General features: G+C 53.7%; 23 protein-coding genes and 1 pseudogene. 4 read left to right on the top strand and 20 right to left on the bottom strand.

All coding sequences use genetic code 11. The features are described from left to right. Positions 1–40: 40 nt before the first annotated feature. The 5 genes from OGX80_RS17550 to OGX80_RS17530 form a co-directional block, all read right to left on the bottom strand. The gene (locus OGX80_RS17550) at positions 41–994 is read right to left on the bottom strand and encodes a transketolase family protein (protein WP_047462336.1); all 954 of its coding nucleotides are present in this window, start codon (positions 992–994) and stop codon (positions 41–43) included. Next, the gene (locus OGX80_RS17545; protein ID WP_049008599.1) at positions 987–1,817 is read right to left on the bottom strand and encodes a transketolase; all 831 of its coding nucleotides are present in this window, start codon (positions 1,815–1,817) and stop codon (positions 987–989) included. The genes OGX80_RS17550 and OGX80_RS17545 overlap by 8 nt, the downstream gene beginning before the upstream one ends. Further along, the gene (locus OGX80_RS17540; protein ID WP_012131474.1) at positions 1,814–3,205 is read right to left on the bottom strand and encodes a PTS ascorbate transporter subunit IIC; all 1,392 of its coding nucleotides are present in this window, start codon (positions 3,203–3,205) and stop codon (positions 1,814–1,816) included. Before OGX80_RS17540 ends, OGX80_RS17545 begins: the two co-directional genes overlap by 4 nt. Positions 3,206–3,227: 22 nt before the next feature. Beyond that, complete coding sequence (locus OGX80_RS17535) at positions 3,228–3,500, bottom strand: PTS sugar transporter subunit IIB (protein WP_024130155.1); 273 nt, start codon at positions 3,498–3,500, stop codon at positions 3,228–3,230. Positions 3,501–3,582: 82 nt separating this feature from the next. Next, positions 3,583–4,026, bottom strand: a complete 444-nt coding sequence (locus OGX80_RS17530; RefSeq protein ID WP_024130154.1) for a PTS sugar transporter subunit IIA — start codon at positions 4,024–4,026, stop codon at positions 3,583–3,585. Between the two features lie 250 nt (positions 4,027–4,276). On the opposite strand from OGX80_RS17530, the gene OGX80_RS17525 reads away from it, so the two are divergent. After that, complete coding sequence (locus OGX80_RS17525) at positions 4,277–5,296, top strand: LacI family DNA-binding transcriptional regulator (RefSeq protein WP_012131471.1); 1,020 nt, start codon at positions 4,277–4,279, stop codon at positions 5,294–5,296. A gap of 5 nt (positions 5,297–5,301) precedes the next feature. Here OGX80_RS17525 and yfcD read toward each other — a convergent pair whose 3' ends face one another. Genes yfcD through yfcF form a run of 3 tightly spaced genes read right to left on the bottom strand, consistent with a single transcriptional unit; the run spans position 5,302 to position 7,163 of the window. Continuing rightward, complete coding sequence (gene yfcD, locus OGX80_RS17520) at positions 5,302–5,856, bottom strand: NUDIX hydrolase YfcD (RefSeq protein WP_012131470.1); 555 nt, start codon at positions 5,854–5,856, stop codon at positions 5,302–5,304. A 55-nt stretch (positions 5,857–5,911) separates the two neighbouring features. Next, complete coding sequence (gene yfcE / locus OGX80_RS17515) at positions 5,912–6,463, bottom strand: phosphodiesterase (protein WP_047462326.1); 552 nt, start codon at positions 6,461–6,463, stop codon at positions 5,912–5,914. Between the two features lie 55 nt (positions 6,464–6,518). Then, a complete protein-coding gene (gene yfcF, locus OGX80_RS17510) occupies positions 6,519–7,163 on the bottom strand; it encodes a glutathione transferase (protein ID WP_024130152.1) in 645 nt (214 codons plus the stop codon). A gap of 196 nt (positions 7,164–7,359) precedes the next feature. On the opposite strand from yfcF, the gene folX reads away from it, so the two are divergent. The 3 genes from folX to OGX80_RS17495 all read left to right on the top strand — a co-directional run bounded on the left by folX (position 7,360) and on the right by OGX80_RS17495 (position 9,218). Then, the gene (gene folX / locus OGX80_RS17505) at positions 7,360–7,722 is read left to right on the top strand and encodes a dihydroneopterin triphosphate 2'-epimerase (RefSeq protein ID WP_012131467.1); all 363 of its coding nucleotides are present in this window, start codon (positions 7,360–7,362) and stop codon (positions 7,720–7,722) included. Between the two features lie 19 nt (positions 7,723–7,741). Further along, positions 7,742–8,635 carry a TIGR01777 family oxidoreductase gene (locus OGX80_RS17500; RefSeq protein WP_047462321.1) on the top strand — a complete coding sequence of 298 codons (894 nt, stop codon included), beginning with the start codon at positions 7,742–7,744 and terminating at the stop codon, positions 8,633–8,635. 70 nt (positions 8,636–8,705) lie between these two features. Next, a complete protein-coding gene (locus tag OGX80_RS17495; protein ID WP_049008706.1) occupies positions 8,706–9,218 on the top strand; it encodes a GNAT family N-acetyltransferase in 513 nt (170 codons plus the stop codon). 97 nt (positions 9,219–9,315) lie between these two features. On the opposite strand, the gene hisP is transcribed toward OGX80_RS17495, so the two are convergent. The 12 genes and pseudogenes from hisP to OGX80_RS17435 form a co-directional block, all read right to left on the bottom strand. Further along, positions 9,316–10,089, bottom strand: coding sequence for a histidine ABC transporter ATP-binding protein HisP (gene hisP, locus OGX80_RS17490; RefSeq protein WP_049008687.1), 774 nt, complete (start codon positions 10,087–10,089; stop codon positions 9,316–9,318). Between the two features lie 7 nt (positions 10,090–10,096). Next, positions 10,097–10,813 carry a histidine ABC transporter permease HisM gene (gene hisM / locus OGX80_RS17485; protein ID WP_012131463.1) on the bottom strand — a complete coding sequence of 239 codons (717 nt, stop codon included), beginning with the start codon at positions 10,811–10,813 and terminating at the stop codon, positions 10,097–10,099. Next, positions 10,810–11,496 (bottom strand): histidine ABC transporter permease HisQ, encoded by a 687-nt coding sequence (locus OGX80_RS17480; protein ID WP_012131462.1) that lies wholly within the window; start codon positions 11,494–11,496, stop codon positions 10,810–10,812. The genes hisM and OGX80_RS17480 overlap by 4 nt, the downstream gene beginning before the upstream one ends. Positions 11,497–11,681: 185 nt before the next feature. Next, positions 11,682–12,464, bottom strand: a complete 783-nt coding sequence (gene hisJ, locus OGX80_RS17475) for a histidine ABC transporter substrate-binding protein HisJ (protein WP_012131461.1) — start codon at positions 12,462–12,464, stop codon at positions 11,682–11,684. A 247-nt stretch (positions 12,465–12,711) separates the two neighbouring features. Beyond that, the gene (argT, locus tag OGX80_RS17470; RefSeq protein ID WP_012131460.1) at positions 12,712–13,494 is read right to left on the bottom strand and encodes a lysine/arginine/ornithine ABC transporter substrate-binding protein ArgT; all 783 of its coding nucleotides are present in this window, start codon (positions 13,492–13,494) and stop codon (positions 12,712–12,714) included. 288 nt (positions 13,495–13,782) lie between these two features. Beyond that, positions 13,783–14,358 (bottom strand): annotated as a pseudogene (locus OGX80_RS17465) (UbiX family flavin prenyltransferase); the annotation flags it as partial. 91 nt (positions 14,359–14,449) lie between these two features. Beyond that, positions 14,450–15,967, bottom strand: a complete 1,518-nt coding sequence (purF, locus tag OGX80_RS17460; protein ID WP_012131457.1) for an amidophosphoribosyltransferase — start codon at positions 15,965–15,967, stop codon at positions 14,450–14,452. Between the two features lie 35 nt (positions 15,968–16,002). After that, positions 16,003–16,491, bottom strand: coding sequence for a colicin V production protein (cvpA, locus tag OGX80_RS17455; protein ID WP_012131456.1), 489 nt, complete (start codon positions 16,489–16,491; stop codon positions 16,003–16,005). A 246-nt stretch (positions 16,492–16,737) separates the two neighbouring features. Next, the gene (dedD, locus tag OGX80_RS17450) at positions 16,738–17,421 is read right to left on the bottom strand and encodes a cell division protein DedD (protein WP_012131455.1); all 684 of its coding nucleotides are present in this window, start codon (positions 17,419–17,421) and stop codon (positions 16,738–16,740) included. Then, entirely contained in the window at positions 17,411–18,679 is a 1,269-nt protein-coding gene (folC, locus tag OGX80_RS17445) for a bifunctional tetrahydrofolate synthase/dihydrofolate synthase (RefSeq protein WP_115181365.1), read from the bottom strand. Before folC ends, dedD begins: the two co-directional genes overlap by 11 nt. Before the next feature lie 192 nt (positions 18,680–18,871). Next, entirely contained in the window at positions 18,872–19,786 is a 915-nt protein-coding gene (gene accD / locus OGX80_RS17440; protein ID WP_115181364.1) for an acetyl-CoA carboxylase, carboxyltransferase subunit beta, read from the bottom strand. 152 nt (positions 19,787–19,938) lie between these two features. After that, positions 19,939–20,598, bottom strand: coding sequence for a DedA family protein (locus OGX80_RS17435; protein WP_012131452.1), 660 nt, complete (start codon positions 20,596–20,598; stop codon positions 19,939–19,941). Positions 20,599–20,610 lie beyond the last annotated feature (12 nt).

Genomic DNA, 20,610 nt, shown 5'->3' with positions numbered 1-20,610 from the left:
CGGATAAGCGGCAGCGCCATCCGGCAACAACACATCGTTATTACAGCAGCGTTTTCGCCGCTTCCACAATGGCTTCTGCGGTCAAACCATACTCCTTCTGCAAGAAATCCTGCGTCCCGACCTGACCATAACGCTCTTTAACGCCGACGCGGCGCATGGGCACCGGGCACGTTTCAACCAACACTTCAGCCACGGCCGACCCAAGTCCATTATGAATGCTGTGGTTTTCACAGGTGACGATTCGCCCGGTTTTCTCCGCGTAATTTTTCACCAGCATGCGGTCGATGGGCTTGAGGGTAAACATATCGATAACCGCCGCGTTCACGCCATCCTGCTCCAGCTGGCGCGCCGCCTCCAGCGCCTCGGCAACCATAATGCCGTTGGCAATCAGCGTGATATCGCTGCCTTCACGCAGAACATTCCCTTTACCGATGGTGAACGTCGATCCTGGAGCATAAATGCTCGGGGCCTGTTTGCGGATGGTTCGAACCCAGTAAAAACCCTCAAGATCGATAAGCTGGCGCAAAATATCCTTAAACATGACGGCATCGGTCACTTCCAGCACGACCGAATGCGCCAGCCCGCGCACAATGCCCATATCTTCAAAAGACATATGGGTGCCGCCGTTATGGCAGGCAGTCACGCCGGCATCCGACGCGATCACCTTGACGTTGTTGCGCTGGTAATCAAGCGACATAAACAGCTGATCAAAACAGCGACGGCTGGCAAAGGCGGTGAAGGTATGGACAAACGGTTTGCGTCCGGTGAGCGATAGCCCTGCCGCAGTGCCGATCACATTGGCTTCCATAATGCCGCAGTTGATCACATGCTGAGGATAATCCCTCGCAACACCGTCCATCGCCATAGAACTCATGAGATCCGCTTCAAGTGCGATAATCTGGCTTCCGGCCTCTATCTGCTCCGCCACAAATCCGGCGTACACTTTACGCATTTCCATGCTCTCTTTTTGTCCCGCGGGTGCAACCTTAATCATGCGCGGCCTCCAGTTGGCGAATCGTCTCGTTAAGCGCCTTTTTCATCTCATCGGTCAGACGCAGGTGGTGGGAGTTGCTTAATTGCTCCAGGTAGGGCACGCCCTGTCCTTTAATACTGTCGAGGATCACCACGCGCGGACGGGCATCCGCCGCCGGAACCGGCTGAACGACCTCCAGCAGCCGGGCAATGTCATCGCCTTTCACGGTGACAACATCAAAACCGAAAGCGCGGAATTTCCCTTCCAGATCGAACGGGCAAATAATCTCATCCAGTTCGCCGTCCAGCTGCTGCTTGTTCCAGTCGATAAACACCGTCAGGTTGTTCAGGCGATGATGGGCGATAAACTGAAACGCTTCCCAGCACTGCCCTTCATTCAGCTCGCCGTCGCCGACGATACAAAATACCCGATTCGGGCGCCCGGCAAGTTTGTGCGACAGCGCCATCCCCCCGGCAATCGAGATCCCCTGCCCCAGTGAACCGGTCGTCGCATCCACGCCGCGCGTTTTTAACCTGTCTGGATGGCTCGGCAGACGGGTGCCGTTCTGGTTAAGCGTGTTCAGTTCTTCTGTCGGAAAGTAGCCTTTAATCGCCAGCGTGCTGTAGAGCGCCGGGCCAGCATGACCTTTAGACAGCACAAAGTAATCGCGCTCCGGCCAGTCAGGGTCGGCCGGGTCAATCTTCATCACCGCGCCGTACAGCACCGCCAGCGTCTCCACTACCGACATGCTGCCACCGTAGTGGCCAAAGCCAAGCTGCGTCAATGACTTAAGAGTGGCAACGCGAATATCGCGCGCCAGTTGAGTAACTTCATTCACATTCATAATTTGGCTCCGGTATTCTCCTGCGTGTTACCCCCCGCAGATTTGTTTTTCGCAAACACGTTGTACGCCACCAGCAGCACGAACAACGCCACAACAAGCCCTGTGATGGCAAGCGGCGACAGGTAGCGCGCCAGATTGCCCAGCACAATCCCCACGGCGCCGAAATCAGCGTCTGAGAAGGTCGTATTCGCAAAGCCGATCGCCCCCAGCACGGGCAGCAGCAGAACGGGCAGGAAAGTGATCAACAGACCGTTGGCAAATGCGCCGATCATCGCGCCGCGCCGCCCGCCAGTGGCATTACCAAATACGCCAGCCGTCGCACCGGTAAAGAAGTGCGGCACCACGCCGGGCAGGATCAGCACCAGCTTCATCTGTCCGAGCAGGAACAGACCGACCAGGCCGCCGAGGAAGCTAAACAGGAAGCCAATCAGCACCGCGTTAGGCGCATACGGATAGACGACCGGGCAGTCCAGCGCCGGGCGGGCGTTCGGCACCAGTTTTTCTGAGAATCCGGTAAAGGCCGGTACGATTTCCGCCAGAATCAGACGTACGCCCTGTAGGATGATGAACACGCCCGCCGCAAAGGTGATCGCCATAATGATGGCGTAGACCAGGTAGTTCTGACCGCCGCTGAAGGTGCTCTCGACATATTCACGCCCCGCGCTCACCGCCATGATCAGATAGATAATCATCATGGTCAGAGAGATAGAGATCGAACTGTCGCGCAGGAAGCTTAAGTTTTTAGGTAGGTTCATCTCTTCGGTAGAGCGGGAACCTTTACCGCAAAGGCTGCCGATCCAGCCGGACAGCACATAACCCAGCGTGCCGAAGTGACCAAACGCGATATCATCAGTGCCGGTGATACGCTTCATATAGCGCTGCGCCAGCGCCGGGAAAAAGGCCATCACCAGCCCCAGAATCAGCGATCCGGTAAAGACGAGACCAACGCCGTCAAAACCGGCAACCGTCAGAATTACGCCGATCATACAGGCCATATAAAACGTATGGTGTCCTGTCAGAAAGATGTATTTCAGACGGGTAAAACGGGCGACCACAATATTCGCCACCATGCCAAAGGCCATGATCAGCGCCGTAGACGCCCCGTATTTTTCCAGCGCGATGGAAACAATCGCTTCGTTATTTGGAATAATCCCCTGGATATTAAACGCATGTTCAAACATTCCGCCAAGTGGATTTAAAGACCCGACCAGTACCGTTGCGCCGCCGCCCAGTACAATAAAACCTAAAATAGTTTTAATCGTGCCTTTCACCACATCGGAAAACGCTTTTTTCTGCGCGACAAGGCCAATTAAGGCAATTAACCCCACCAGCACCGAGGGCACTTTTAAGATATCAACAACAAAATTCAGCGTTTCAAGGATAAACATATCCGCCTCGCTTGCAATAAGGTTATTGTTTGGCGAACCAGGCGCGCAGCTGCGCTTCAAGTTCATTAATATCGATAATGTTATTAATCACCACCAGTTGACTTTCCGGCACGCTGGCGCTGGCGGCAATATCTTTCGCCATGACAAACAGATCCGCAGCGCCAGGCGTCGCCGAGGAGAGATCGGAATGCTCAACATCGGCATCAATTTCAAGCTTCCTGAGCACTTTTTTAATATTCATTTCGACCATAAAACTACTGCCCAGGCCAGAACCGCAAATAGCCATAATTTTCATTATCATCACCTTCTTTTAAGTAGAGTACGCCCGCATCACGCAGGCGCGTAATGTGTCAGGTAATTCGGAATGCGTAATTAAATTAGAAACGTGCGATTATTGTTTTTATTTCCTCCAGCGACTTCGCCTGATGTAATTTATCCATATCGTCATCGCTGGAAAATAACTCTGCCAGCGCCGAAATCATTTCAATATGGCTGTGTTTGTCGGGTGCCGCGAGCATCACGATGATATCCACCGGATCGAACTCGCCCGCCCCAAATGAGACCCCCTGCTCCAGCTTTAACAACGACAAGCCTAATCCCTTTGCTCCCTCTTCCGGTCGCGCATGCGGCATCGCCAGACCCGGCGCCAGAACGTAATACGCGCCCAGCTTATGATGCTGCTCAACAATCGCCGTCACATATTCAGGTGTGATAACGCCAGCATCCAGCAGCGGTCTGGCGCATATTTCCAGCGCCTGCGGCCAGTTTTCCACCCTCGCCTGCCGCATGATGGTTGCATCCGTTAGCCAGTGATTGAGCACATGTCCTCCTCGCGTGATTGCCAGATATGAGCAAACTTTATTCAAGCGCTGAAACCTTATCTGTGATCATATTCACAAAGATAGCGCTATCAAAAGTTATCAGTCAGATATGTGATAGCGCTATCAAAATACAATCAACGCGTGAAATCACAGCCTTAAACCGGATTTAAGGCGTATACTGCTATTCCCGTGAAGCGATGAATGACAATAAAAAAACATCTCAATACGTTGTAATTGCGCAGGAATCTGTATGTCTATAACTCGAAAACGGCGTAGTACTGGTAAGGTGACCATCGCCGATGTTGCTCAGCTTGCCGGTGTCGGCACCATGACCGTGTCCCGTGCGTTACGCACGCCTGAGCAAGTTTCCGATAAACTCCGGGAAAAAATCGAAGCCGCAGTAAATGAACTCGGTTACATGCCCAATCTTGCCGCAAGCGCGCTGGCTTCCGCCTCGTCACGAACCATCGCAATGGTCGTCCCGAACCTCACGGAAGCCGGTTGTTCAGAAATGTTTGCCGGACTTCAGCAAGTTTTACAGCCTGCGGGATACCAGATTATGCTGGCGGAGTCCCTCCACCATCTCGAACAGGAAGAGAAACTGCTGGAGACGCTGCTGGCCTCCAACATCGCCGCCGCCATCTTACTCAGCGTCGAGCACAGCGACACGGTGCGTCACTGGTTAAAAAACGCGTCGATTCCGGTGATGGAAATTGGCGCCATTCGTACCGATCCGATTGATATGAATATCGGTATTGATAACGTCGCGGCAATGTACGAACTGACCGAAATGCTCATTCAGCGCGGTTATCAGAATATTGGCCTGCTTTGCGCCAATCAGGAGCAGTGGATCTTTCAACAGCATTTGCAGGGCTGGTACAAGGCGATGTTGCGCCACCATATGTCGCCCAATCGCGTGATTAACGCCGCCCTGCCGCCAAACTTTTCCACCGGCGCCTCACAGCTTCCCGAATTTATTCTGGCGTGGCCCGAGCTGGACGCGCTGGTGTGCGTATCCGATGAGCTGGCTTGCGGTGCGTTATATGAGTGTCAGCGCAGACGGATCAAAGTCCCTGACGATCTGGCGGTGGTAGGATTCGGCGACAGCGATGTGAGCCGGGTTTGTCAGCCGCCGTTAACGACAATGGCCGTACCGCATCGTAAGATAGGCCTTGAAGCCGGACGCGCGCTGCTGGAACGTCTGAAGGATGGCAACTGGAGCGATCGGAAACAGATCGCCTCCAGTTTATGCCTGCGGGATAGCTGTTAGAGGCCTTATTCCGTCTCTTCTTGCTTCTCTTGCTTTGCCGATTCATTGTTGGCATTGCGGGTCATCCACAACGCCAGCGCTTTCAATGAGTCCGGGGTGAATTCATCGCAACGCGCCGTAATTTCTTCCGGCGTCAGCCAGCAGACTTCGCTGATCTCTTCTTCCTGAAGCGCGAATGGCCCATGAGAAACGCAGCTAAATAATCCGCCCCAGACACGGCAATTATCATCTTCAAAATAGAACTGACCGTGCTCAGCAAACGGCACGCCTGCGATACCCAGTTCTTCTTCCGCTTCACGTCGTGCAGACTCCAGCAGTTGCTCATCGGCCTGCACCACCCCACCTGCGGTGGCATCTAACATGCCGGGCAAAAAGTCTTTTGTCTCAGTACGGCGTTGAACCAGAATTTTGCCCATACCATCATGCACGACGATATACGTTGCACGATGACGTAAGCGCTGCGCTCGCATTTGCTCCCGGCTGGATTGCGCAATGACTTCGTTCTCTTCATTCACAATATCCACCCATTCAGTACTTGCCAAACGACGCTGTTCCACCATCAGGAAACCTTCTTTTTCTGGCGCTCTTACGGCGCATTTACAATTGTGGGGTAAATTACGGATTAATCGCGACCTGCGCAATGATACTTTGATCATTGAGTGCGATTACGCTCAAAACATTATCATCCAGAATGCCGTAGCTTGCTGCAAACCCACCTTTCGGGATGCTGACTGAGCCTGGATTAAAGTGATACAGCTCGCCGCGTTTTTCAGCGACCGGCAGATGAGTATGCCCATAAGCAAGAACGTCGCCCGCATTTAACGCGGGGACATTATCCGCCCCGAACAGGTGTCCGTGGGTCAGGAAGATGCGCCGGTTTTCCAGCAGCACTTGCTGCCACGGCGCGGTTATCGGGAAGTGGAGCAGCATCTGATCCACTTCGCTGTCACAGTTTCCCCGTACCGCAATAATACGCGCCGCCTGCTCGTTCAGGCGTTCTGCCACCTGCGCCGGTGCGTAGCCTTCCGGCAGCGCGTTACGCGGCCCGTGATAAAGCACATCACCCAGTATCACCAGCCATTGCGCGCCACTTTGCGCAAACCGTTCAAGTACGCGCTCTGTCGCAGGTAACGAACCATGAATGTCCGATGCAAACATCAGTTTCATCACTCACTCCTCGTCATAAAAAACCGTTCTATGATACTGGATTATACGCGGATTATCAGCCGGAACGCTTTGCGGAAAGCGCAATAAAACGTTGAACGGAGGCGCGCTGCCACTGGAATGCTGCATATTCCGCCAGTGCCTCAGGAATCTCGTCGCCGTTGAGTACGAGGCGGTTAAGCATGAGCGCCAAATCGGTATCCGCAATACACCATTCGCCAAATAAATTCGGCTTACCGTGAGCGAGCAAACCACTGGCCGTCGCCACCAGTTTTGCCGCGCTCTCTTTCCCTGCTTCGCTTAACGGGCCTTTCCTGGCCGCCGCAAAGACCACATCCGTCGAACGTTCCTCGCGAATGGGCATTAAATCACTGCGTAACCACGCCTGAATCTGGCGCGCGCGGGCGCGTTTTTGCAGATCGTGCGGGTAGATGCGCTCCCACTGCGGCGGCGCAAAGCGATCTTCCAGATACTCGGTAATCGCCGACGACTCGCTAAGTTCGAAGCCATCGATTTCCAGCACCGGGACGCGGCGCGTTAACGCGTAGCCCTGCCATGAGGGCTGCAAATGCTCGCCGCTGCTCAGGTCAACGGTTTTGAGGGTAAAAGGCAGTCCTTTCTCCTGCAAGGCAACATAAACGGATAAGACGTAAGGAGAGAAAAAGTTAGCGTCTGACCAAAGCGTAATCTCGGGTTTGCTCATAATGTCCTCTTCGTTCTTTGGGCTTTCTCTCAAAATATAGAGTCTTTCGCATACTGTCACCTGATGAAAACTCATACTGAGCCCGGCAACAGAACGCGCAAGACTGCGGCCTTAGCAGAAGCCTGAGAGTCAGAGCGGATAACGCGGCCGGGTTCTCGTGTATCATGCAAAGGTTCAACCATGGAGGACGCCTGCAATGTCACAACCTGACGCTATTATTCGTATAAAAAACCTTCGTCTGCGCACGTTTATCGGTATCAAAGAGGAAGAGATCCTCAACCGCCAGGATATCGTTATTAACGTTGCCATTCACTATCCGGCGGAAAAAGCCCGCGTAAGCGAGGACATCAACGACGCGCTGAATTACCGCACCATCACAAAAAACATTATTCAGCATGTGGAGAGCAACCGATTCTCGCTGTTAGAAAAATTAACTCAGGATGTGCTCGACATCGCACGCGAACATCACTGGGTCACTTATGCTGAAGTAGAGATCGACAAACTTCATGCGCTGCGTTATGCCGATTCCGTCTCCATGACGCTCAGCTGGCGACGTTAAGCGCTATCCGGGAGGAAACATGCAGATTCTGATTACCGGCGGTACTGGCCTGATAGGACGCCACCTGATTCCCCGTCTGCTGGAGCTGGGGCATCAGGTGACGGTCGTCACACGGAGTCCCGATAAGGCGCGTCAGCTTCTCGACTCCCGGGTTGCGCTGTGGAAAGGGCTGGAGGACAGGCAAAACCTCAACGACATAGACGCCGTGGTCAACCTTGCTGGCGAGCCTATCGCCGACAAACGCTGGACCGCGCAGCAAAAAGAGCGTTTGTGTCAAAGCCGCTGGTCCATCACGCAAAAGCTGGCAGATTTGATCAACGCCAGCGAGACGCCCCCGGCCGCGTTAATTTCCGGGTCTGCCGCAGGCTATTACGGCGATCTGGGCGAAGTTGTCGTAACGGAAGAAGAGCCGCCGCATAACGAATTTACCCATAAGTTATGCGCGCGTTGGGAGCAGATTGCCTGTAGCGCGCAAAGTGATAAAACGCGCGTTTGTCTGCTACGCACCGGCGTCGTCCTGGCGCCGGAAGGCGGCATTCTGGCCAAAATGATCCCGCCGTTTCGCCTGGGGCTGGGAGGGCCAATTGGCAATGGGCGTCAGTATCTGGCCTGGATCCATATCGATGATATGGTAAACGGTATTCTCTGGCTGCTGGATAACGACCTGCGCGGCCCGTTCAATATGGTTTCGCCTTATCCGGTTCGTAATGAACAGTTCGCCCATGCGCTGGGTCATGCGCTGAACCGCCCCGCAATCCTGCGCGTTCCCGCGACCGTCATCCGCCTGTTAATGGGGGAATCATCGGTACTGGTGCTGGGCGGACAGCGCGCATTGCCAAAAAGACTGGAGGCGGCGGGGTTTTCATTTCGCTGGTACGATTTAGAAGAAGCGCTGGCCGATGTGATCCGTTAAACCATTCACCTGGTCACTGTAGCCATTCCGGTGGTAAGGTAGTATGCCTGACTTCTGGAATGGCGATTTTATGGCGATAATAACCACCTCCCGATTGACCCTCTCCCTTTTTCAACCTACTGACTGGTCCTTTTTTCTCGCACTGCGTGAAAACCCTGAAATCATGCGTTATATGGCTGATATCACGCCGGAAAAAGACACTCGCCTGCTGTTCGCCCGTCGCCTCGTCTCAAAGCATACCTTCGTCATCCGCCTGCATAACAGCGATAAGCCTTTGGGCGACATTGGCTTACAAATTAGCCACCATTATCCGCAGGAAGCCGATATCGGCTATACGGTTCTCCCGGAAGCGCAGGGAAGAGGGATCGCCACAGAAGCCTTATATGCCGTCTGCGATTACGCCTTTACGCATACCAGCGTGAAAGCGATAAACGCCTATGTGCTGGCAGAGAATCACGCGTCTGTGCGCGTGCTGGAAAAGCGTGGTTTTACGCGGACTCAGGTGCTGGAAAACGCCTATGAGGTGAACGGCATCCGGTATGACGAATGGGTATACCGTCTGGAAAGCGAGATGGGGCGATAATCGCCGGATGGCGGCGATGCCTTATCCGGCCTACGTGTCGGCCCGGTAAGCACAGAGTCACCGGGCAAAATTGTTTATCTGAGCGACGGATAAACCGCTACTTCAGCGAGCCTTTCAGGAACTGTTGCAAACGCGGGCTTTGCGGGTTGCCGAATACCTGCTCTGGATCGCCTTCTTCTTCGATTTTCCCCTGATGCAGGAAAATCACATGGGTGGAAACATGGCGGGCAAATCCCATTTCATGCGTCACCACCACCATCGTTTTCCCCTCTTCCGCTAACTGCTGCATGATACGCAAGACTTCGCCTACCAGTTCGGGGTCAAGCGCCGATGTCGGCTCATCAAACAGCAGCACCTCAGGTTCCATCGCCAACGCGCGGGCAATCGAGACGCGCTGCTGCTGACCACCAGAGAGGTGTACCGGGTATTTTCCCTGCGCACGTTCATCAATACCGACTTTCGCCAGGTATTTCACCGCACGCTCGCGCGCTTCATGTTTGCTTAATCCCAGCACCTGAATCGGCGCTTCCATAACGTTCTCCAGCACCGTCATGTGGCTCCAGAGATTGAAGTGCTGAAATACCATCGTCAGGCGCGTACGCAGCAGCCGCAGCTGGTTTTTATCGGCGACCTTGAGCTGGCCGTCTTTATCACGCACCAGGGAAATATTCTGGCCGCTCACCACAATCGACCCTTCGCTCGGTTTTTCGAGGAAGTTAATACAGCGCAGAAAGGTACTCTTACCGGAGCCAGACGATCCGATAATACTGATCACATCTCCGGCGTTAGCCTGTAGCGATACCCCTTTCAGCACCTCATGTTCGCCGTAGCGCTTGTGCAAATCGATAACGTTTAATTTATTCTCAGACATCGTATTCTCAGTGCGTTGAAGAAGGTTTCACGTGCTGGAGCCAGCGCTTTTCCGCTTTACGGAACAGGCTAATCAGGACATACGAAATAATCAAATACAGCACAGCGGCAATGCCGAATGCGGTAAACGGTTGATAGGTTGCCGAGTTAATATCACGGGCGATTTTCAGCAAATCCGGCACCGTCGCGGTAAACGCCAGCGCGGTTGAGTGCAGCATCAGGATCACTTCGTTACTGTATGCTGGCAGCGCGATACGCAGCGCGGAAGGTAAAATAATACAGCGATACATTTTGAACGATGAGAAGCCATACGCCCGCGCCGCTTCAATTTCCCCGTGCGGTACTGAACGGATGGCGCCAGCGAAAATCTCCGTGGTATAGGCGCAGGTATTCAGCGTCAACGCCAGAACGGTACAGTTAAGACCGCTACGGAAAAACGCGTTGAGGAGATCGGTTCCTTTCACGATCTCCAGCGTGTACATCCCGGAATAGAACACCAGCAGTTGCACATACAGCGGCGTACCGCGAAAAACATAGGTAAACAACCAGATGGGGAACTGGATAAATTTGTTGCTGGAAACGCGGCCAATCGCCAAAAACAGCGCCAGAATGCCGCCCATCACCACCGAGGAGATCAGCAACCACAGCGTAATGGCCACGCCGGTAAAGCGATAGCCATCGCTCCAGAGCAGGGATTTCCAGTACTCCTGAATAATCTCGATCACAGGTCAGCCCTCTTCACACCCACGGAGTAGCGGCGCTCGAGGAACAGCAGCACACCATTGGAAACCGTTGTAAATACCAGATAAATCAGCCCGCACACTACGGCGAAATAGAATGGCTCCCAGGTGCTCTTGCCGGCCAGTTGCGTGGCTTTGACCACATCTTCCAGCCCGAGCAGCGAAACCAGCGCCGTCGCTTTGAGGATAACCTGCCAGTTATTACCAATCCCCGGTAAGGCGTAGCGCATCATCGCCGGGAACATAATCCGCCGGAATATTTGCGAACCGGTGAAACCGAATGCCGTCGCCGCTTCAATATGCCCTTTGGGCACCGCCATAAACGCGCCACGGAAGGTTTCCGTAAAGTACGCGCCATAGATAAAACCCAGGGTGATAATACCGGCGACCATCGGATCAATATCAATCTGCCCTATTCCCATCGCGTCGGTCACCGCATTGAGCGCGATTTGCAACCCGTAGAAAATCAGCAGCATTAAAACCAGATCCGGCACCCCACGAATCAGGGTGGTATAGCCTTCGAAAATAAGTCCCGTCACCCGGTTTTGCGAAAGTTTCGCGCCCGCGCCGACAAGACCGATCAGCACGGCCAGCACAACTGAGCTGAGGGCCAGCTCAAGCGTGACAAGCGCGCCCTGAAAAATAACACCTGAAAACCCGTACAACATGCTGCCTGTCCTGTCGTGTGTGGTGAGTAAGACGCCTCTTTTGATCTCAGTCGAACCGTTAAATGCCGGATGGCGGCTTTGCCTTATCCGACCTACAAAATCTCTGTAGGCCTGATAAGCGCAGCGCCATCAGGTATAAAATCAGCGCGTCAAAAATCTGCGGGCGTTATCTGCACCAGCGGCGATTAACCGCCGTAAACATCAAAATCAAAGTACTTTTTCGCCAGCTTCTCGTAAGTACCGTCAGCACGCATTTCCGCAAATGCTTTGTTCAGGGCTTCGCGCAGTTCGTTATCCTCTTTGCGCAGCCCCATACCCGTACCCACACCGAACAGTTTCTCGTCTTTCACCGACGGGCCGCCGAATTTGTAATCTTTGCCTACAGGCTGCTTCAGGAAGCCTTCGCTGGCTGCGACTTCATCCTGGAAAGCGGCATCGATACGCCCTGCCGTCAGGTCGGAATAGATATTGTCCTGACCCTGGTAAGAGACGATTTCAATGCCTTTCGGCGCCCAGTGCTCATTACCAAACGTTTCCTGCGTGGTGCCCTGCAATACGCCAACACGCTTGCCTTTCAGGGACTCAACGGTCGGCTGGATATCAGAATCTTTGGCGACGACCAGGCGAGAGTCTGCTGCATAGAACTTGTCGGTAAACGCGATTTCCTGCTGACGCTTTTCGGTGATGGAAAGCGAGGACATGATGGCATCGATTTTCTTCGCTTTTAACGACGGGATCAGCGCATCCAGCGGGTTTTCCACGAAGGTACATTGTGTATTAATGCGTTTGCACAGCTCTTTGGCCAGATCGATATCAAAACCGACCAATTCACCCTGTGCATTTTTCGATTCAAAAGGGGCATAAGTCGGATCGGTACCGATACGAACTTTTTGCGGAATGGCTGCAAATGCTGCGGTAGCACTGGAGAAAGCCAGGACCAGAGAAAGAGACAACACCAGTTTTTTCATAACTATCCTCAACAGACTGTCTTTTATAGGGGATCTTTACAGGACCAGGTGCAGTTATCGTGCCATTAATCGGGCCGACAAGGCAAAGCATTCTACCCTGTCAGCCGGTTTATTTTGCATGAAAAGCGCTTAAGTATGCATTCATGCTCATTTTGACAGCGACAAACGCACCATGATGGTGCAAATCTCTCATCGCGCACCGTGATGGTTAACCAAAACGGTGCGCAACACTCCCCGCAGCAACCTGTCAGTCGCCGTAGACGTTAAAGTCAAAGTACTTTTTCGCCATCTTGTCGTAGGTGCCGTCAGCACGCAGATCGCTCAGCGCTTTATCAAACGCCGCTTTCAGCTCGGTATCGTCTTTACGCAAGCCAACCCCGGTGCCGTCGCCAAAGTACTTTTTATCTTTCACGGAAGGACCGGCAAACGCATAGTCCTTGCCCGCAGGCTGTTTGAGGAACCCTTCGCTGGCCGCAACTTCATCCTGCAATGCAGCATCAAGACGGCCCGCCGTCAGGTCGGAATAGATGAGATCCTGGTTCGCGTAGGCCACAACATCCACGCCTTTGCTGCGCCAGTTATCATTCGCATAGGCTTCCTGAGTGGAGCCTTGCAGTACGCCAACGTGCTTGCCCTTCAGCGAGTCAATCGTCGGCTGGACAGATGAGCCTTTCGCGGCAATCAGGCGCGAGTCGGCGGCATACAGTTTGTCGGAGAAGGCAATCTCCTGCTGGCGTTTCTCGGTAATGGAGAGCGATGAAATAATGGCATCGATTTTCTTCGCTTTCAGGGAAGGAATCAACGCATCAAAATCGCTGCCGACCCAGGTGCATTTGATCTGCATACGCTTGCACATCTCATTGCCCAGATCGATATCAAAACCGACAAAATCCCCTTTGGCATCTTTCGATGAGAAAGGCGCATATGTCGCGTCTGTACCAATACGAACCGTCTGCGGTAGCGCTGCGTAGCTGGCCGCCGTTGCGGAAAGTCCTACCAGCAAAGACAAAGCGAGAACTGTCTTCTTCATACATAACCCTCAAGTGGCGTAATTTTATTATGTTTTGCATTGTGTTGTGTGTTTGCAGACTTTTTCATGCAGGTCTTATGCCATTTTCACGTCGGCGTCCCTATTTGACGTTAAATATGTTAATAAAACGTTGCAATATTGTCCTGATGTTGAAGATAGCAGGTATGACGGTTGAACCGCAGCGTTTCGGTCGCTTTTAGCGAATTAAATGTTGAGGATATGATCGCGGTTACAAAATTGCCCTGAAACAGGGCAATTTGTGCAAAAACGCACTGTGAACGGGCAGCGTTATGCGCCCTGCCAACGGGTGAAAAGATCGTGCGGCAACGTGATATCAAACTGATCCAGAACTCGATTAACCGTCTGATTAATCACATCATCCAGCGTTTGCGGGCAATGATAAAACGCGGGAACCGGTGGCATAATAACGGCGCCAATTTCAGCCGCCTGAGTCATGAGGCGCAGGTGTCCTAAATGCAGCGGCGTTTCCCGCACGCACAACACCAGCGGGCGGCGCTCTTTCAGGACAACATCCGCCGCACGGGTGAGAAGTCCGTCAGTATAGCTGTGTACAATACCGGAGAGCGTTTTGATCGAGCACGGTAAAATCACCATCCCCGCCGTCTGAAAGGAACCAGAAGAGATACTGGCGGCAATATCGCGCGCATCATGGGTGACATCGGCCAGAGCCTGCACCTCCCGCAAGGAAAATTCGGTTTCCAGCGCAAGCGTCTGACGCGCAGCCGGACTCATCACCAGGTGGGTCTCCACATCCGCCACGTCACGCAGAACCTGCAACAAGCGCACGCCATAAATCGCGCCGCTGGCGCCGCTAATCCCTACAATGAGTCGTTTCATGATTTTTGCCCTTTCTTGCGTCTGGGCTGACTTTGCAGGATTTTACGGGGCGTTGCAAGCAAGGGCACGGATTGCGCGCCCTTGCCGGGAGGAGAGATTAACCTTCGTTATGCATTTCCAGATTTTCCACTTCGTTCTGACGCTGCATCGCTTTGACGTCGTCATTACGCAGGGAATCCAGATAATCGAGATACTGCTGGTCAACGTCTTTCGTGACATACACGCCGTTAAAGACCGAACATTCAAACTGCTGAATATCCGGGTTCTCAGCGCGAACAGCTTCAATCAGATCGTCCAGATCCTGGAAGATAAGCCCATCAGCGCCGATGATCTGGCGAATTTCATCCACTTCACGACCGTGAGCAATCAGCTCATTTGCCGTTGGCATATCGATACCGTAAACGTTCGGGAAGCGAATTTCTGGCGCCGCAGAAGCCAGATAGACCTTCTTCGCGCCGGCTTCACGGGCCATCTCAATAATCTGTTCAGAGGTGGTGCCGCGCACGATGGAGTCATCCACCAGCAGGACGTTCTTATCGCGGAATTCAGCGCGGTTGGCGTTCAGCTTGCGACGCACGGACTTACGGCGCAACTGCTGGCCCGGCATGATAAACGTCCGGCCAACGTAGCGGTTTTTCACAAAGCCCTGGCGGTACGGTTTACCCAGAATGCGGGCGATTTCCAGCGCGATATCGCAGGAGGTTTCTGGAATCGGGATCACCACGTCGATATCCAGATCTTCCCATTCACGGGCAATTTTTTCGCCCAGCTTCGTCCCCATATTCACGCGGGCGCTGTAGACGGAAATTTTGTCGATGAACGAGTCCGGGCGCGCAAAGTAGACGTATTCGAACAGGCACGGATTGCTGACCGGGTTATCCGCGCACTGGCGGGTAAACAACTGGCCTTTTTCGGTGATGTACACCGCTTCGCCCGGCGCCACATCGCGCAGGAATTCGAAGCCCAGCGTATCAAGCGCCACGCTTTCGGACGCAACCATATATTCAGTGCGGCCATCGCCAATGTCGCGCTTGCCCAGCACCAGCGGGCGGATGCCGTTCGGATCGCGGAAAGCCACCATACCGTGCCCGATAATCATCGCCACGCAGGCATACGCGCCGCGAATCTGCCGATTGGTCGCGGCAATGGCGGCAAAGATGTTATCGGCTTCCAGCGGGTAATGACGGAAGTTATCCAGCTCGCTGGCAAAAATATTGAGCAGGATTTCAGAATCTGACGTGGTGTTGATGTGACGACGTTTTTCTTCAAACAGCTTTTTACGCAGCTCATGCGCGTTGGTCAGGTTGCCGTTATGAGCAAGCGTGATGCCATACGGCGAGTTGACGTAAAAAGGTTGAGCTTCGGAAGCGCTGGAGCTGCCAGCCGTTGGGTAACGCACATGCCCGATGCCCATATTGCCCTGCATACGCTGCATATGGCGAGCTTCAAAAACATCGCTCACCAGCCCGTTTGCCTTACGCAAGCGGAAGCAGTTGTTGGCATCAATGGTGATGATGCCAGCGGCATCCTGACCACGATGCTGGAGCACCGTTAACGCGTCATAAATCGACTGGTTTACCGGCATAACACCGGCGATACCGACAATACCGCACATACGTCTTTTCCTCGTTAAGCCACATCTCAGAACCGTTACGTTCTGGGCAAGAAACTTGACGAGCTTTGCAGATAGTCAAAGAACCATCTGATGATGAAACTGAACTGCGGGATAAGCTGCGACTTGCTCCAGTCTTCGCTTTTCGACAGGCCGGTAAACGTATCGAGAAAGAACAGAATGGCGGCGACGATTAACGCTCCTCGCAGCGCGCCAAAACAGATCCCCAACACCCTGTCAGTACCCGACAGGCCGGTTTTCTCCACCAGCTGACCTATCACAAAGTTCACGATAGCGCCGACGATAAGCGTCGCGATAAACAGTATCGCGATAGCAATCCCATTTCGAACCAGTTCGTCTTCAAAGCCCGTAAACCAGACAGACAGGTAAGTGTAGTAATGGCTGGCGACAAAGAAAGCACAACCCCATGTCACCAACGATAACGCTTCACGAACAAAGCCACGGATTAGGCTAACCAGACAGGAAAAACCAATCACCGCGATAATGGCGTAATCAATCCAGACCATATGTGTCCCACGATTTTACGCCCTGTCGTCCTGTTCGGGGCGCATTCTAACAGAAAAAGAAAACGTTTGCGTAGGGATTTCCTTCCCGTGCGTAAATAAAAATGGCGCTGAAAAAATATTCAACGCCATCAAACTTTTTGCCTCTTCGGGCATTGCCGGATGGCGGGCAAGCACCTTATCCGGCCTGGAAAACAGTACACCGTAGGCCTGATAAGACGCGCAGCGTCGCCATCAGGCAGCAGTGGCTTAGTTCGGGCTGTAACCCATCACCACGCCACTCAAACCGGAGATCTGCTGTAACTCGCCAAGAGAATTTTTCAGCTTGTCTCTTGAGGCGTCAGGCCCGACGAGGATACGGGTTATTTTACCCTGTACCGGCGTTGACGGAGAAGTATATACCCGGAAGCCCGCGCCACGAAGTTTACCCACGATCTCATTGACCTTATCGGCATTTTTCAACGCCCCCAACTGCACAACGTACGCTTTACCCGTTGGCGCGGGTTTTTCTTCAGCAGCAGGTTTCGGCTCAGGCGCCGGTGTCGGCGTTGCCGCTACCGGTTGCTGCGGCTTCGGCTGTGGTTTCGGCTTTTCAACCGGTTTCGGCTTCGGCGGCTCAACAGGTGCGGGGACAGGATCGAAACTGGCGTTGTTTTCCGCAGCAAAACGGGAAGGGTCCAGAGACGGCGCTGCCGCATCTCCGGCACGCACTTCCTCAGCAGCGCCTTCAGGCGGCTGGGTCGGCAACGCCTGTGTTGCGGCTGGCATCATATCAGGCTCATCGCGATCGCCAGGCTTTGGCACCAGCGGGATCGCCGCAAACTCATCCTGATAGTGTTTTTTCTGCCCGTCGAGCAACCCGGGAAGCACAATCACCCCGAGAGCGACCAGCACGATTGTGCCAACTAAACGATTCTGAAACTTACTCGCCACCGCTTCTCCCCGCGTCCATCACTTCCATGACATGTGCAACCGTGTGAAATGATCCACACACCAGCACGGTATCTTCTGGTTTCGCCTCTGCCAGCGCTGCATGCCACGCCAGCGCGACACTGTCATAGACAGTGCCTTTGCCCAGATGTTCCAGCAATTGCTCCGCCGTCGCGCCGCGAGGCCCTTCCAGCGGCGCGCAATACCAGTCGTCGACCACGCTTTTCAGCCAGGCTAACGTCCCTGCGATATCTTTATCATGTAGCATACCGATAACGGCAAGTATACGCCCGTTTTTCGGCAACATTTTCAGGCGTTCTGTCAGATATTCCGCAGCATGGGGATTATGTGCGACATCCAGAATCACCCGTGGCGATTCGCTCACTATCTGGAAACGACCGGGCAAAATCGCCCGGGCAATGCCGTCACGAATCGCCTGCTCGTTGATGTTCAGCCCGCTGGCGCGCAGTGCCGCCAGCGCGGTGGCGGCGTTAGGCTGAGGCACCTGCGGCAGCGGAAGATTCGCCAGCGTACCTTCGCCGTCCGTAAACGACCAGCCGTCGCCCGTCACATCATAATGCCAGTCCACGCCGCGACGCTGTAACTGCGCCCCGGTTTCCTGCGCCACATCGGCGATGGTATACGGCATTTCCGGTTCGCCGACGATAGCCGGTTTTTCCGCCCGGAAGATCCCCGCCTTCTCACGCCCGATACTTTCGCGATCCGGCCCCAGCCAGTCGGTATGATCCAGCGCAATACTGGTCACTACCGCAACATCCGCATCAACAATATTGGTCGCGTCCAGACGTCCGCCCAGCCCGACTTCCAGAATCACCACGTCAAGCTGAGCCTGCTTAAACAGCCACAGCGCCGACAGCGTGCCATATTCAAAGTAGGTCAGAGAAATGTCTTCGCGCGCGGCCTCAATCTCGGCAAACGAGGCGGTATGAGCAGACTCCGGCAACTCGTTCCCCTGCACGCGAACGCGCTCGGTATAGCGCACCAGATGCGGAGAACTGTAGACGCCCACTTTATAGCCCGCCGCCGTCAGCACAGACTCCAGCGTGCGGCAGGTTGTTCCTTTACCGTTAGTGCCCGCCACCGTAAAGACAAATGGCGCGGGTTTCAGCACGCCCAGACGCGCCGCAACCCGGCTTACGCGTTCCAGCCCCAAATCGATAGTTTTACTGTGCAGGTTTTCCAGATAAGAAAGCCACGCTGCCAGGGGCGACGCGGCTTGGGGAATGTGTTTATTGTCCATGTTGCCTGTAAATTCGTTACGTTGAGAAAAGCAAAAGGCAGCGCCAGCTGGCCCTGCCCTTTTGTACTCGTCGTCTTTCAAGCTGCAGGTGTGTTGGCTGCTCTCGCTCACCCGAATCACTTGCCTGTGCAAGCTCATCGGGATTCGCTCTCTTGCCGCCTTCCTGCAACTCGAAATCCATAGAGTAAATTATCAGACCTCGGGTTCCTGATCGGGTACCGGCGGCACCACCTCGCCTTCGCGCGGCGCATCCGGGTTCGGCGCCGGAAGATTCATCAGCTTCGCCAGAACGCTTGCCAGTTTCAGGCGCATTTCCGGGCGGCGGACGATCATATCGATAGCGCCTTTTTCAATCAGAAACTCACTGCGCTGGAATCCCGGCGGCAGTTTCTCACGTACGGTTTGTTCAATAACACGCGGGCCCGCAAAACCGATTAACGCTTTCGGTTCTGCAATGTTGAGATCGCCGAGCATCGCAAAACTTGCGGAAACGCCGCCCATTGTCGGATCGGTCAACACGGAGATATACGGCAGACCACGCTCCTGCATTTTCGCCAGCGCAGCGGAGGTTTTCGCCATCTGCATCAGCGACATCAGCGCTTCCTGCATACGCGCGCCGCCGGAAGCGGAGAAGCAGATCAGCGGGCAGTTATCTTCCAGCGCCTGCTCAACGGCACGGACAAAACGCGCGCCGACCACAGACCCCATAGAACCGCCCATAAAGGAGAACTCAAACGCCGCCGCGACAATCGGCATATCGTGGAGCGTACCTTTCATCACCACCAGCGCGTCTTTCTCGCCGGTTTCCTTCTGCGCGGAAGCCAGACGATCTTTATACTTCTTGGAGTCGCGGAACTTCAGCACATCTTTCGGCTCAAGTTCGCTGCCCAGTTCCACAAGGCTTCCTTCATCTAACAGGCTATGCAGGCGATTGCGCGCCGACATGCGCATATGATGGTCACACTTCGGACAGACCTCAAGATTACGTTCCAGCTCAGCACGGTATAAAACCTGACCGCAGCTATCACACTTGGTCCACACCCCTTCAGGAATGCTTGCCTTGCGGGTGGGAGTAATGTTGCTTTTAATTCGTTCAATCCAGCTCATTAGTGACCTTTCTGCCTGAACCTTAGTCGTCAGCTTTGTTATCAGGAGCGCATAATGCCATTTTTGCCCCCAACAGACTATGAATGTTGCACATTAAAACATAACAGCCCGAAACTTTGGATAAAAAAGTGGTCGAACCGCTGAGTTACTTTCTATTTTGCGGCACGCGACGCAGCGCGCTTATGGCGAATGATTTCAACCACGCCTGGCAATATCGACACCACAATAATCCCTACGATCAGTAACTTAAGGTTATCCTGAATCATAGGGATCGTACCGAAGAAATACCCCGCATATGTGAAGAGCAGCACCCATAAAAGCGCGCCAATAACGTTATACGCGGCAAAATGGCGATAAGACATATGTCCCATACCCGCAACAAACGGCGCAAAGGTTCTAACAATCGGGACAAAACGGGCCAGAATAATGGTTTTCCCGCCATGCTTCTCATAAAACTGGTGCGTCTTATCAAGGTAACTGCGACGGAAAATTTTTGAATTCGGGTTACTGAATAACCGTTCGCCAAACAATCTGCCGATCGTGTAGTTCACCGCGTCGCCGACAATCGCGGCGATCAGCATTAACATCACCATAATATGTACGTTGAGATCGTTGGTTTCCAGCGACGCCAACGCCCCCGCCACAAACAGCAACGAATCCCCCGGCAGAAACGGCGTCACCACCAGTCCGGTTTCACAAAACAGGATCAGGAACAGAATGGCATATACCCAGACGCCGTATTCCGCGACCAGCTCCGCCAGGTGCACGTCAATGTGCAGGATAAAATCAATCAGAAAATAAATCAGGTCCATATTGATGCCTTA

Source organism: Citrobacter sp. CK194 (assembly GCF_030333395.1).
Lineage (GTDB): Bacteria > Pseudomonadota > Gammaproteobacteria > Enterobacterales > Enterobacteriaceae > Citrobacter_B > Citrobacter_B koseri.
This window is presented reverse-complemented; position numbering and strand designations above follow the sequence as displayed.